The following is a 14,408-nucleotide window of genomic DNA, read 5'->3' on the forward strand; positions in this document are numbered from 1 at the left end:
GTAGTTATTACTGAAACGGATTTTTTTATAATAAGTTTACATTAGGACTCAATTAGAAATACTATTTTTGTAAGAAATCAAGTGAACTTTTTGTTAATCAAACAGCGGTAAATTCAAACAAAATGAAAAAGAAAATTTTTATAGGCATTGGTATTTTTTTATTGGTCATAGTAGCAAGTTTAGCAGCTATTCCAATATTTTTCAAAGATCAGATTAAAGCAAAAATCGAGCAATCCATCAATGAAAGTGTAGATGCAAAAGTGACTTTTGCCGATGCCAGCTTGAGTTTGTTTAAAAGCTTTCCGCAAGCCAATGTCAGTATTGAAAAACTGGTCATTATCAACAAAGCTCCTTTCGCAGGAGATACTTTAGTGGCTTTTGACGAATTAAATCTTAAAATGTCTATCAAAGAATTATTCAAGGGCGAAAATGAACCTATGACATTAGGCGCTATTTCTATTAAAAATGGGAAAGCAAATATCCTTTTCAATAAAGACGGTATTGGAAATTTTGACATTGCCATTAAAGAAGACAAAAAAGAGGAAAAGGAAGAAAGCAAACCATTTGCTATGAATATCCAGAGTTATGCTGTGGAGAATTTCAAATTCAAATATTATGACGAACGTTCCAAGATAAAAATGGTTATTAACGAATTAAACCACGAAGGAACCGGGAATTTTGCCGCACAAAACTTAGATTTAGACACAAAGTCAACAGCTAAAATTTCACTTGACATGGACAAAATGAGTTACATGAAAAATGTAGCCATTTCGCTTGATGCCGTTTTAGGAATTGATTTAGGAAAAAGCAAATATACTTTCAAAGAAAACAAAGCTAAAATCAATGAATTACCATTAGAATTCAACGGGTTCATTCAATTATTGGAAGCCGGGCAAGAGTATGATCTGACTTTCAAAACACCCACATCATCATTCAAAAACTTCTTAGGATTAATTCCTGCTGCTTATGCCGGAAATTTAAGCACTGTAAAAACCACAGGTGATTTTAGTGTAAATGGTAAAGTAAAAGGATCACTAACAGACACTACCGTTCCTAAATTCAATATTGCGATTGCATCAAACAATGCTTCTTTTCAATACCCTGATTTACCAAAATCAGTACAAAATATCATTATTGATACTAAAATCATCAATGAAACCGGTTTAATGAACGATACCTACGTAAATTTAGATAAACTTTCGTTCAGAATAGATCAGGATGTGTTTAATGCAAAAGCCAATATTAGAAATGTAGCTACCAATGCTTTGGTTGATGCCGCATTAAAAGGGACCATTAATTTAGCCAATGTAACTAAAGCATATCCGGTGAAACTTGACAAGCCGCTTTCTGGAATTCTGAAAGCTGACGTAGCAACAAAATTCGATATGAAATCGGTAGAAACGAGTCAATATCAAAACATTCAAAATTCAGGAAACATTACTTTAACCGGTTTCAATTATACAGGAGAAGGAATGGCAAAACCGGTTCAGATCAAACAAGCCATTGTTGCTTTTAATCCTAATCAGATCCGTTTGAATCAGTTGGATTTAAAAACCGGAAATTCCGATATACAATTAGCAGGGACATTAGATAATTTCTACGGGTTTTTATTCCGAAAACAAATTCTGAAAGGAAATTTCAACATGAATTCCAACAATTTCCTTGTTTCAGATTTTATGGCTCCAACACCTGCCGGAACAAAAAAAACTGCTGAATCTTCATCAGAATCAGGTTCGAAAACCAAAAAAGAAGCCGTAAAAATTCCTGCATTTTTAGATTGTACCGTAAATGCTAAAGCGAATACTGTCGTTTATGACAATCTGACTTTAAAAGCTGTTTCAGGAACCATGATTATCCGTGATGAAGCCGTAACGCTGCAAAATGTAAAAACCAATATTTTTGACGGTCAAATTGGTATGAATGGTGTGGTTTCCACCAAAGGAAATGTATCTAAATTCAATATGAGTTTAAATTTAGACAAAGTGGATATTGCTAAATCGTTTACCACTTTAGATATGCTGAAGAAAATTGCCCCTATTGCCGGTGTAATTAACGGAAAATTGAACTCAAACATCAAATTGTCCGGAAACCTTGACGCTGTTGAAATGACTCCTGATTTAAGCACCATTTCAGGTGATTTGTTAGGGCAATTATTATCAACAACTATTAATTCAAGTAATTCCCAAATGCTGACTGCATTAACTTCTCAGGTTAAATTTTTAGATCTTAATAAATTAAATTTAAACGATATAAAAGCGGCTATTTCATTTAGCAATGGGAAAGTAAACATTAAACCTTTTACAATAAAATACCAGGATATCAGTGCCGAAATTGGAGGTTCACATGGTTTTGACCAAAACATGAACTATAATATTAAAATGGATGTTCCGGCAAAATATCTGGGAGCTGAAGTTAATAAACTATTAGCCAAACTGACTCCGGCTGATGCAGCCAAAATTCAAAGCATTCCGGTAACTGCGTTAATGACCGGGAATTTTAAAAGCCCGAAAGTTACCACAGATATGAAACAAGCAACAACTAATCTGGCAGCACAAATCGTAAAATTGCAAAAAGATAAACTTTTAAATCAAGGAGCAGGTGCTTTAGGGAATATTTTGGGAGGTGGAACCAAAAACCCAAAGGACACTACCAAAACACAAACTCCTAAAAAAGATGAAATTAAGAATGCTGCAGGTGAATTGCTAAACGGGATTTTCAATAAAAAGAAAAAACCGGCACAAAATCCTTAAGCTACCAAAAGTGATTTAATGAGCATTAACTTTGGTTTTAGCAAACTATTCTAAAATAACAAAAACCCCAACAAATATGATATTTGTTGGGGTTTCTTTATATAAATAAATTACAATTTAGTTTGGAGTCGGGAAAATCCCATATAAAGAAATTATAAAATTGACTGCCAAAAAAGGCTGAACATTATTAATGGGCTGGTTTCCGCCAGTATTACCTATCATCGTTGATTTCATCGTTGTATCTGCAGCAGCATCAGAATATTCTTTATCCAATATTTTAGTATTCGCAAATACATTACCTGTCGGAGTACTCTGATTTCCATCCGTTGTAACACCACCTACTAAATGATTATGGGACGGCATCTGATTGATTGTCATTACCGTTGTTTCCGTCCCTCCCATTTCGCCTAACACCCTTGTTGTTAACCCACCTGTTCCTGTTCCGGTATGCATCGGCAAGCGACCCCTTAAATCCGGAAGTGCAAATGTAGTTTGCCCATCACCCCCATAGGTGGTTCCAATAATGTTGAATAAAGTTTCATTCTCTGCAATAGGAAGTAATTGCCCATCACAGAAAGCCCAGCCTGCAGGAGGAAAATTCCCTGCAAACATTTTAATTTGCCCAACGTATGGATTCTCTTGAGAAAAACTATTTTGGTTCCCTACAAATAAGAAAGCCAAGATTGCGATATAAAGTATCTTCTTCATCATTTATCTTTTTATAAAATTAGACACCTGCAATCCTGCTTCAGTCGTTACTCTTGCAATGTACATTCCGGCTTGTAATCCTGAAATATTAACCACATCAGTGCTTTTAAGTTCCATCACTTTTCTCCCTTGTATGCTCCATATGGCAATTTCATTAACAAGGCTATTACTTTTAATAGTGATAAAGCTACTGGCAGGATTTGGATATAATACAATTCCTTTGTTGATTTCGAAATCAGCAGTTGACAAAAGATTATCCTGTACAGCTCCGGTAATAGTTGAATTTCCAGAAGTCAAATTTCCCCCGCAATCCCCATCTGTGTCTACATTATTCTCCACCCACGTACCTAGATTTATACTTGGAGGATTTGGGGTTGATGCTGAAGTATTCGAATAAACCAGGAATGGGTTAACAAAATCCCCATCGCCTCTGTCTGCAATAAATTCCCATCTGGAATTGGCAGTGCTCCACAAAATTTTAAATTCACATGCTCCTGCTGGGCAAGGCTGATCGCCTGTTATAGGTGTAGTAGCATATATATTTCTACCTGTTGCATCAGCACCAGTAAGATTAAAAATATAATTTTGTGATGCAAATAAATCAGGACAACCATTAAATGTTATGGTCTGTCCGCTTATTAATGAGAAAAACATTAATAGCAATAGTGTAAATAATTTTTTCATTTCAGATTAGTTTTGAGATGGGAAAATTCCGTTAATTGCAATTATAAATGTCACTGCAGTAAATGGCTGCACATTATTCATTGGCTGATTTCCACCGGTTTGACTTAACATAGACGATTTAAAAACAGTATTTGCGGCAGTATTTGAATACTCAGGATCAAGTGTTTTAGTGTTGGCCGGCAAATTTCCCGATGGGAGATTTTGATTACCATCCGCTGTAACTGCATTTACTGTGTGTGAATGTGCAGGAAGTTGAGAAGTTGTTACGGTATTTGTTTCCGATCCGCCCATTTGTCCCTGTACAATTGTAGTATTATTATAGTAAACCGGCACACGTCCTCTTAGATCCGGAAGTGCAAAAGTCGTTTGTCCATTGCCTCCATAGGTTGTCCCTAACAAAGAAAATAACGCCTGATTTTGGTTAATTGGCAATAATTGTCCTTCACATTTAGCCCATCCGTTAGGTGCATAATTTCCTGAGAACATCTGTATTTCGCCTAAAAAATGGTCTTGAGCCGAGGCATTTTGACTACCTACATATAAAAAGACCAATACGATTGTGTGTATTATTTTTTTCATGTTTGATTAATTATGTGGTGGAAAAACTCCTTGTAGTGCAATAATGTAAGTAACAGAGTTATAGGGTTGCATGTTATTTACCGGCTGATTTCCTCCAACGGCCTGAATCATATTGCTATTCATTGTTGTGTCACCTGAAGCATCTGAATACTCTTTGTCAAGCAGTTTTGTATTGGCGTGCAAATTTCCAGAAGGTAAGTTTTGATTACCATCAGCTGTGACAGCATTTATAATATGTGAATGAGAAGGGATTTCGCTCACTAATAATGTGTTGGTTTCTGAGCCTCCGGTTTCACCAAGATCTCTTGATTGCAATCCGGGTCCCTGGCCTCTATGCATTGGCACTTTACCTCTTAAATCAGGCAGAGCAAAAGTGGTTTGGCCGTTACCGCCATAAGTAGTTCCTAAAATAGAAAACAATGCTGTATTCTGTGCAATTGGCAGCAATTGCCCTTCACATTTTGCCCAGCCCGTTGGAGCAAAATTAAATCCAACCATTCTTATTTCACCAACATAATTGTTTTGTGAAAATCCTTTTTCACTTACAGAAAGCAAAAAAGTTAAAATAATGAATAATGTAACTTTTTTCATACGTTTTGAAGATTTTAATACGAAGTTAATCAATTAATAGAGTCAAAATCAAGCAATTATTTTAGGCTTTAATTTCTTTTAAAAAAAATAGATAAACGGTATAAAATAACCGATGAAATGAACTTATTCTTTTATTTAGATCAAAAAACAAAGCATAAAAAAACCGGCGAATTTGACAACGCCGGTTTTAATTTTATAAACTTATCTGAATTACTTCAGTTTTTTCTTCACTGCAACTTCAGTAAATCCTTCAATTACGTCATTGATTTCAATATCATTGTAACCTTTGATCTGCATACCACAATCGTAACCTTTAGAAACTTCTTTCACATCGTCTTTAAAACGTTTCAATGCAATAAGATCACCTGTATAAATTACAACGTTATCACGGATTAAGCGGATTTTATTCGCTCTGAATATTTTTCCGTCAGTAACCATACAACCTGCAATTGAACCCACTTTAGAAATTTTGAATATCTCTCTGATTTCTGCAGTACCTGTGATTTCTTCTTTCATTTCAGGAGATAACATTCCTTCCATTGCATCACGTAAATCATCGATAGCAGCGTAGATAATAGAATAGTGACGGATATCGATTTCTTCTTTATCAGCTAATTGCTTCGCGTTACCTGCCGGACGAACATTAAATCCAATGATGATCGCATCTGAAGCAGACGCTAACATTACATCTGATTCTGTAATCGCACCAACTCCTTTATGGATAATATTAATTTGAATTTCAGGAGTAGATAATTTAGAGAATGAGTCTGATAATGCTTCAACAGAACCATCAACGTCTCCTTTAAGGATAATATTCAATTCTTTAAATTGACCTAAAGCAATACGACGTCCAATTTCATCCAAAGTAATATGACGTTGTACTCGAACAGATTGCTCACGCATTAATTGTGTACGTTTTGCAGCAATTTGTTTAGCTTCTCTTTCGTCTTCGTAAACATTAAATTTATCTCCAGCTGTTGGTGCTCCATCAAGACCTAGTAATGATACCGGTGTAGACGGACCTGCTTCCATCACACTATTTCCACGTTCATCATGCATAGCCTTGATTTTACCGTGGTTTTTACCTGCCAGAACATAATCTCCAACTTTCATCGTACCTGCCTGTACCAATACTGTAGAAACATAACCACGTCCTTTATCAAGGAAAGCCTCTACTACAGTTCCGGTTCCAGGTTTATTTGGATTTGCTTTTAAATCTAATATCTCAGCTTCAAGCAATACTTTTTCTAATAATTCTTTGATTCCTAAACCTGTTTTTGCAGAAATATCATGCGACTGGTATTTTCCTCCCCAATCTTCTACCAAGAAATTCATGGCAGCTAATTTTTCTTTAATTTTTTCAGGATTAGCTGTTTGCTTATCTACTTTATTGATAGCAAAAATAATCGGCACATTTGCAGCTTGAGCATGGCTGATTGCTTCTTTCGTTTGCGGCATGATATCATCATCAGCTGCAACCACAATAATAGCAATATCAGTAACTTGAGCACCACGGGCACGCATTGCGGTAAACGCTTCGTGACCAGGTGTATCTAAGAATGCTATTTCCTGTCCGTTATCCAATTCTACTCCATAAGCACCAATATGCTGTGTAATTCCTCCTGATTCACCCGCAATAACATTAGTCTTACGAATGTAATCCAGCAAAGATGTTTTACCATGATCTACGTGACCCATAACGGTAACAATAGGTGCACGGTGTTTTAAATCTTCCGGTTTGTCTTCAACAACTTCGATATTTTCTTCGATGTCTGTTGTGATAAATTCAACATCATAACCAAATTCATCAGCCACGATAGTTAATGTTTCAGCATCCAAACGCTGATTCATCGTAACCATGATTCCTAATGACATACAAGTTCCAATCACTTTGGTAATCGGCACATCCATCATGGTAGCAACTTCTCCTACGGTAACAAACTCCGTTACTTTGATTGTTTTACTTCCTTCTTCTAATGCTCTTTGCTCATCATCCGATTTTTGACGGTGCGTATCACGTTTATCACGACGGTATTTTGCCGCTTTAGATTTATTCCCTTTACCTTGTAATCTTTCAAGAGTTTCTTTGATTTGGTTTTTTACTTCCTCTTCTGTCGGCTCTACTTTAGCTACAATAGCAGGTCTGTTTCCTTTTACAAATCCAGGTTTTGCGCCACGATTTGCTCCTGGTCCGCCTTGGCCTCCCGGTCTATTTTGATTTGCTCCTGGTCCTCCGGCAGAGTTTGCTCCTCCTGGTTTAGGTGCAATACGTTTGCGTTTGTTTTTGTTGGCGTTATTTGCACCGGCAGCATTATTTGCGCCAGGTTTATTTGCCGTTTTATCTTCAACTTTCTTTTTAGGCTTGTTGAACTGCGACAAGTCAATCGTTTGTCCTGTGAAAGTTGCTCCAGAAAGCTTTTGGTATTGCGTCGTAAATGTTTCCTCAACTGCTGGCGTTTCTCCAACTGAAGGTTTTGAAGGTACGTTTTCAGGTTTTACAGAAACAGGTTTTATCTCAATTTTTGCTTTGATTTTCGGCTCTGGCTTAACTTCAGGAGTTGGAATTACTTCAACAGCTTTAACAACTTCTTCTTTTGGAGCTGGAGTTTCTACTACAGGTTCCACTTTTGGCTCAGCTTTTGGTTCTTCTTTTGGCTCAGCAACCGGAGTTGGAGTTGGAACAGAAACAGGCTGTTTCGGCGACAAATCGATTTTCCCAACTTGTTTTGGACCTGTAACATTTGCTTTCGCTTTGATTACTTCCTGACGCTGGCGTTCTTCGTCCTGTTTGCGTTTCTCTTCAATTTCATGTTCTCTTTCTAGACGCAAAGCCTCTTTCTCTTTTCTTTTTTCTTCACCAACTTCTTTTGAAGCGTCTTTATTCCCTTTGTCTCCAGCAAATTGATTCGATAGGATATTGTATACTTCGTCAGAGATTTTCGTATTTGGATTAGATTCGATTACGAAACCTTTATCCTTTAGATAATCTACGGCTCTTTCTAACGAAATGTTAAATTCCCTTAAAACTTTGTTTATTCTTATTGTACCTTCAGACATAAAATCTTTTTATTATTATCTTTTTTTTTGGGTTGAAAGAAAAAATTAATCTTCAAATTCTTCTTTCAAAATTCTAACTACTTCCAGAATAGTTTCTTCTTCTAAATCTGTTCTACGAACTAAATCATTTACATCCTGATTTAAGATGCTACGTGCTGTATCTAAGCCGATTTTTGCAAACTCTTCGATAATCCAAGCTTCGATTTCATCTGAAAACTCTGTTAATTCAACATCGTCTTCACTATCTGCAATATTTCCTTCTCTGATCACATCAAGCTCATAACCTGTTAACTGACCAGCTAATTTAATATTATGACCACCGCGACCAATGGCTTTTGAAACTTCTTCTAATTTCAAGAAAACCTCAGCGCGTTTGTTTTCTTCATCAATTTTGATTGACGAAACTTTAGCAGGGCTTAAAGCTCTTGTAATGTACAATTGAATATTTGTTGTGTAATTAATCACATCAATATTCTCGTTTCCTAATTCACGTACAATTCCGTGAATACGAGATCCTTTCATACCAACACAAGCTCCAACCGGATCGATTCTGTCATCATAAGAATCAACTGCTACTTTTGCTTTTTCTCCAGGGATACGGACAACATTTTTGATGTTAATTAATCCGTCAAAAACCTCTGGAATTTCTTGTTCAAATAATTTTTCAAGGAACTTTTCAGAAGTTCTTGACATAATAATTTGAGGTTTATTTCCTTTTAATTCTACATTTTCAATGATTCCGCGAACGTTATCTCCTTTTCTGAAGAAATCAGACGGAATTTGTTTTTCTTTTGGCAAAACAATCTCATTTCCTTCGTCATCTACAAGAATTACAGCTCTGGGACGTACATGATGTACTTCAGCAGTATAAATATCTCCTATTAAATCTTTAAATTGTTTGTAAAGATTTGTATTGTCATGCTCATGAATTTTAGAAATCAGGTTTTGACGCAATGCCAAAATAGCTCTTCTTCCTAAATCGATTAATTTTACTTCTTCAGAAACCTCTTCACCAATTTCAAAATCCGGTTCAATTTTTCTCGCTTCAGTTAATGTAATTTCCTCATTCTCAAAATCAAGATCTTCATCTGCAACAATTACTCTACGTCTCCAAATTTCCATATCTCCCTTATCAGGATTGATAATGATATCAAAATTATCATCTGAACCGTATTTTTTCTTTAATGCATTTCTAAATACATCTTCCAAAATCGCCATAAGCGTTACACGATCAATCAGTTTGTCATCCTTAAATTCTGAAAATGAATCGATTAATGCTAAATTCTCCATGCCAACTCTTTAATTTAAAATATTATTGTAACTACCGCTTCGATAATATCGCCATAAGCGATCTTCTCATTGTGAATCACTGTTTCTTTTCCTTTACCTATTTTTTTAGGCTCTCTCGAACTCCATTCAACCGTTATACCTTCATCTTCAACCTGTAAAAGCTTAGCTTCAATAGTCTGGGATGAAGTTTTTATTTTTAAAGTCCTGCCAATATTTTTTCTGTATTGACGAATTAATTTTAAAGACGCTGACACACCAGCAGAAGCAACTTCAAGTGAAAAATCCTGCTCTTCTCTGTCTAAATTATTCTCAATAATACGACTCATGTTGATACAATCCTGCAATTGCACCCCATTATCACCATCTAAAGTTACAATAATTTTGTAACTATCAGTAATAGTGATATCAATTAAAAATAAACCCGGGTGCTGGTCCAGCCCTTCGTCAACTAATTTTTTTACTTTTTCTTTAAATGTCATACTGTATAAAAAGAGGGAAGCGTTGCTTCCCTCATTATTTAAATCAACCACTAAATAATGGCGCAAATATACTACTTTTTTTTAATTTACGAAATATTGTGTTACGTTAAATAAATTCCTATCTTTAATGAACAATATGTTACCAAACTAAGAATACTAACCTTAAACTAAAAAGATTATGAAACGAATTTTAGTTCCAACAGATTTTTCTGATCACGCAGAATACGCCCTTAAAGTTGCCGCACAAATTGCAAGAGATAATGAAGGTGAAATCTTCCTGGTTCACATGCTTGAGTTTCCAACACAAATGGCCGACGCAGTAAGTGGCGGTGCAGACATACCGGAAATCATGCTTTTTATGAAAAAAGCGCATGAAAAATTAGAAGAACTTCTTACCCGCGATTTTCTTGAAGGAATCAAAGTTAGCGAAGCTGTTAAGTTTGAAAGGGCATTTGAAGGAATTATAAAATCCAGTCAGAAAAATAGTGTAGATCTTGTAGTAATGGGTTCACATGGCGCATCCGGATTTCAGGAAATGTTTATAGGTTCTACAACCGAAAAAATTGTCCGTACCTCTGAAGCTCCTGTTCTTGTAATCAAACATGAAGACAACAACTTCAAAGCCGATCGGTTTGTCTTTGCTTCCGACTTTACCCCGGAAACAAAAAAACCATTCAAAAAAATAGTCGATTTTGCCAACGTTTTTGGAGCACATCTTGATTTGGTCATGGTTAATACCCCTAACAGTTTCAAATCATCACATGCTGCACAGAAAATAATGAAAGAGTTCGTGGCTGAATTTCCAATCACAAATTATTCGTTACACATTTATAACGACTCAAACATTGAAACCGGAATATTGAACTTTGCAAACGGAATTAATGCAGACATCATAGGAATGTGCACTCACGGAAGAACAAGCTTATACCACTTTTTTAACGGAAGTATTAGTGAAGGCCTGGTAAATCATTCCAGCAAACCTGTAGTTACTTTTAAAATCTAATTATAAAATCATAATAATAAAAAAGCTCCTTTTCAGGAGCTTTTTTATTATTTATTCATGTGTTGCATTTCATAAATAAAGGTATCCAAATCTACTTGTAACAGTAAAAGCGACATTGCTTTATCTACTATATAATTTACATTTCCAGGTGTAAAACCAAGAGCAAGCGCAAATTTCGTTAAAATTTCCTTTTGTTTAGGCCCAAGAATATGATCAGCATATACCATTCTGGACAAATCATACAGACGCTCCAATCTTTGCGTATGTAAAACAGGCGGGTTAATAGGATATTTTAAAGGATTCTCAAGAATTTCCTCATATTCCTCATCAGAAATTTCAAGACGACTTTTTAATTTGTCCAAAAATTGCTTCTCTTCATCACTCAAATCACCATCAGCAATGGCAACTCTAACAATTGCAGAAAAATGACCTTTATTTCTGGCTTTAAATTCACTATCAAATAAATCGGAAAAAGACATAGTTTTATAAAATTAATATTTCTGCAAAGATAACTATATTCTTACTTTTAAAATCATTTTTTTTAAATAGTTCATACCCGCCACAATCATAAAAAATTATCAAAAACAGAAAATAAATTGTAAGTTTGGCAATCCCAAAAACATTTATCATGTCAGAATTCTGGTTGTATTTTAATATTGGTCTTAAGCATGTTTTAAATATAAATGCATACGATCATGTACTTTTTTTAATCGCATTAACAGTACCTTATGCTTTTAAGGATTGGAAACGATTGTTACTTTTAGTATCTTTATTTACTTTAGGACACACATTAGCATTAGTTCTTTCGGTATATGAAATTGTATTGATAAAAGTAAACCTTGTCGAATTTATAATTCCCATCACCATATTGATTGTGGCTTTATTTAATTTATTTACGGCCGGGAAAAACAATAAAAACGAGAGTATCAGCTTAATTGCGATTGTTACTTTATTCTTTGGTATTGTTCACGGATTAGGGTTTTCCAATTATTTCAAAACTATTTTACCAGGAAAGGCCGCAGATAAACTATTACCTTTGTCAGAATTTGCATTAGGTATCGAAACAGCTCAGATTATTGTAGTTTTTATAGTTTTAATACTATCTTATATTGTACAGACTATTTTTAGATTTTCGAAAAGAGATTGGACACTTGTCATGTCAGCATTTATAATAGGCGTTGTTGTACCAATGATAATTCAAAGTCCAATTTGGAACAGATAATGAAAGAAAAAAAACAAAACAAATACGACAAAGCTTATTTGCGATTAGCAAAAGAATGGAGTAAATTGTCCTATTGTAAACGAAAAAAAGTTGGCGCGATTATTGTACGTGACAGAATGATTATTTCTGACGGATACAATGGCACTCCTTCCGGATTTGAGAATTGTTGCGAAGATGAGGAAAATTTAACCCATTGGTATGTTTTACACGCGGAAGCCAATGCCATTCTAAAAGTAGCTCGTTCGACTCAGTCCTGTAATGACGCTACATTATATATAACGCTTTCTCCTTGCAAGGAATGCAGCAAATTGATACATCAATCAGGAATAAAGCGTGTGGTTTATCTGGAAGGATACAAAGACGATTCCGGGTTGCAGTTTTTAGAAAAAGCCGGCGTTGATGTCACACATATTGAAGACGTAGATTAATTTCATTTTAATCTAAATATTTAAGAAAAAAAAAAAACATAATGAAAGTTGATAAAGTATACTTCCCTTTAATTATTTTTACTGCTATTGCGGTAGGCTTCTTGCTGGGCGGTACTTTTATCAAAGCTCCTGTTTCAGAAAAACAAAATGCCGAGAATCAAACCAAACGTAAACTCAACAAACTGATTGATTTTATTGACAGTGATTATGTAGACGAAGTCAATACCGATTCGATTGTTGACCAAACCGTAAATGGCATTTTAGAAAAACTGGATCCGCATTCTGTATACATTGCAAAAAATGAAGCCGAAGAAGTTGCCCAGAACATGAAAGGTAATTTCGTTGGGATTGGCGTTAATTTCTTCATAGACAAAGACACAGTTGCCGTTATACAGCCTATCGCAGGCGGCCCTTCCGAAAAAGCAGGAATTAAAGCCGGAGACCGTATTTTATCTGCCAATGGCGAAATGCTTTTGGGGAAAAAAATTACAACCGAAAAACTGTATTCCAAACTTAAAGGCGAACCCAATTCAGAAGTTACTCTTCTTATATTCAGAAAATCGGAAAACAAAAAGTTCAAAGTAAAAGTCCTTCGCAATGTGATTCCTGTAAAAAGCGTTGACATTGCCCTAATGCTTAACAAAACTACGGGCTATATCAAAATTAACCGGTTTGCAGAAACTACGTATACCGAATTTAAATCCGGATTAAACAAACTCATCAAACAAGGTGCAAAATCATTGGTTTTAGATTTAAGAAACAATGGCGGAGGCTACCTGGAAGAAGCTGTATTTATTTCTGATGAATTCCTGAAAGATGAAAAACTGATTGTTTTCACCAAAAACAGAAAAGGAAGGATTGATAAAACTTTTGCTACAGATGAAGGTGCTTTCGAAAATGGGAAGCTAACCGTTTTAATCAACGAAAATTCAGCATCAGCCAGCGAAATTATTGCGGGCGCCATTCAGGATAATGACAGAGGACTGATTATTGGCCGTCGTTCTTTCGGGAAAGGCTTAGTGCAAAGAGAAATGCAATTTGACGACAAATCAACTGTACGCTTAACAGTAGCAAGATATTATACTCCAACCGGACGCTCCATACAAAAATCGTACAAAGAAGGAAATGAAGAATACTTCAACGATTTCATGCATCGCTATCAAAATGGAGAACTTTATGCAAAAGACAGCATAAAAGTTGCCGACACTTTAAAATTCAAAACTCCGAAAGGGCGTATTGTATATGGCGGAGGCGGAATTGTTCCTGATATTTTCGTTCCGATTGAAACTGCAAAAGGAAATGAAATCATTCCGTTATTAATGCAGTCCGGAGCAGTAACAAATTTTGTTTTTACGGAACTGGATGCAAACCGCAATACTTTTAAAGGAATGTCAATGCAACAGATTGTCGCTAAAATTGAAACTTCTGATGTTTATTTTAACAACTTCAAACATTTCGTCAATACTTCGGAATCTTTTATCGATTTAGATTCGAATAAAAATTATGTAAAACGTTATTTGACTGCCGAATTCTGCCGCCAATTACTAGGTGAAAATCAATACTATCAAATAGCACTTAAAGACGATATGATGGTCAAAGAAGCACTGAAACACTAAA

Annotated in this window: 13 protein-coding genes; 5 read left to right on the forward strand and 8 right to left on the reverse strand. The window is 35.3% G+C overall.

Going from position 1 to position 14,408, the window contains the following annotated elements; genetic code table 11:
• Positions 1–122 precede the first annotated feature (122 nt).
• Positions 123–2,750, forward strand: coding sequence for an AsmA-like C-terminal region-containing protein (locus ACRDEC_RS01620; protein ID WP_431496584.1), 2,628 nt, complete (start codon positions 123–125; stop codon positions 2,748–2,750).
• Between the two features lie 117 nt (positions 2,751–2,867).
• Here the strand turns inward: ACRDEC_RS01620 and ACRDEC_RS01625 are convergent, their stop codons facing one another.
• The 7 genes from ACRDEC_RS01625 to rimP form a co-directional block, all read right to left on the reverse strand.
• Positions 2,868–3,461: a phage tail protein gene (locus tag ACRDEC_RS01625; protein WP_431496585.1), complete on the reverse strand. Its 594-nt coding sequence runs from the start codon at positions 3,459–3,461 to the stop codon at positions 2,868–2,870.
• Complete coding sequence (locus ACRDEC_RS01630; protein WP_431496586.1) at positions 3,462–4,142, reverse strand: T9SS type A sorting domain-containing protein; 681 nt, start codon at positions 4,140–4,142, stop codon at positions 3,462–3,464.
• A 6-nt stretch (positions 4,143–4,148) separates the two neighbouring features.
• Positions 4,149–4,721 (reverse strand): phage tail protein, encoded by a 573-nt coding sequence (locus tag ACRDEC_RS01635; RefSeq protein WP_431496587.1) that lies wholly within the window; start codon positions 4,719–4,721, stop codon positions 4,149–4,151.
• Positions 4,722–4,727: 6 nt separating this feature from the next.
• Positions 4,728–5,312: a phage tail protein gene (locus ACRDEC_RS01640; protein ID WP_431496588.1), complete on the reverse strand. Its 585-nt coding sequence runs from the start codon at positions 5,310–5,312 to the stop codon at positions 4,728–4,730.
• Positions 5,313–5,522: 210 nt separating this feature from the next.
• Positions 5,523–8,369 carry a translation initiation factor IF-2 gene (gene infB, locus ACRDEC_RS01645; RefSeq protein WP_431496589.1) on the reverse strand — a complete coding sequence of 949 codons (2,847 nt, stop codon included), beginning with the start codon at positions 8,367–8,369 and terminating at the stop codon, positions 5,523–5,525.
• A 45-nt stretch (positions 8,370–8,414) separates the two neighbouring features.
• Complete coding sequence (nusA, locus tag ACRDEC_RS01650; RefSeq protein WP_431496590.1) at positions 8,415–9,659, reverse strand: transcription termination factor NusA; 1,245 nt, start codon at positions 9,657–9,659, stop codon at positions 8,415–8,417.
• A 14-nt stretch (positions 9,660–9,673) separates the two neighbouring features.
• Positions 9,674–10,138: a ribosome assembly cofactor RimP gene (gene rimP, locus ACRDEC_RS01655; RefSeq protein ID WP_431496730.1), complete on the reverse strand. Its 465-nt coding sequence runs from the start codon at positions 10,136–10,138 to the stop codon at positions 9,674–9,676.
• Positions 10,139–10,316: 178 nt separating this feature from the next.
• Between rimP and ACRDEC_RS01660 the strand changes: the two genes are divergently transcribed.
• Positions 10,317–11,141, forward strand: a complete 825-nt coding sequence (locus ACRDEC_RS01660; RefSeq protein ID WP_431496591.1) for a universal stress protein — start codon at positions 10,317–10,319, stop codon at positions 11,139–11,141.
• Between the two features lie 47 nt (positions 11,142–11,188).
• On the opposite strand, the gene ACRDEC_RS01665 is transcribed toward ACRDEC_RS01660, so the two are convergent.
• Positions 11,189–11,620, reverse strand: a complete 432-nt coding sequence (locus ACRDEC_RS01665; RefSeq protein WP_431496592.1) for a TerB family tellurite resistance protein — start codon at positions 11,618–11,620, stop codon at positions 11,189–11,191.
• Positions 11,621–11,769: 149 nt separating this feature from the next.
• On the opposite strand from ACRDEC_RS01665, the gene ACRDEC_RS01670 reads away from it, so the two are divergent.
• Genes ACRDEC_RS01670 through ACRDEC_RS01680 form a run of 3 tightly spaced genes read left to right on the forward strand, consistent with a single transcriptional unit; the run spans position 11,770 to position 14,407 of the window.
• On the forward strand, positions 11,770–12,363 hold the full coding sequence (locus ACRDEC_RS01670) for a HupE/UreJ family protein (protein WP_431496593.1): 594 nt from the start codon (positions 11,770–11,772) through the stop codon (positions 12,361–12,363).
• The gene (locus tag ACRDEC_RS01675) at positions 12,363–12,791 is read left to right on the forward strand and encodes a deoxycytidylate deaminase (protein WP_431496594.1); all 429 of its coding nucleotides are present in this window, start codon (positions 12,363–12,365) and stop codon (positions 12,789–12,791) included. The genes ACRDEC_RS01670 and ACRDEC_RS01675 overlap by 1 nt, the downstream gene beginning before the upstream one ends.
• Before the next feature lie 41 nt (positions 12,792–12,832).
• Positions 12,833–14,407, forward strand: a complete 1,575-nt coding sequence (locus tag ACRDEC_RS01680) for a S41 family peptidase (RefSeq protein WP_431496595.1) — start codon at positions 12,833–12,835, stop codon at positions 14,405–14,407.
• Position 14,408: the final 1 nt, after the last annotated feature.

The organism is Flavobacterium sp., assembly GCF_050696275.1.
Classification (GTDB): domain Bacteria; phylum Bacteroidota; class Bacteroidia; order Flavobacteriales; family Flavobacteriaceae; genus Flavobacterium.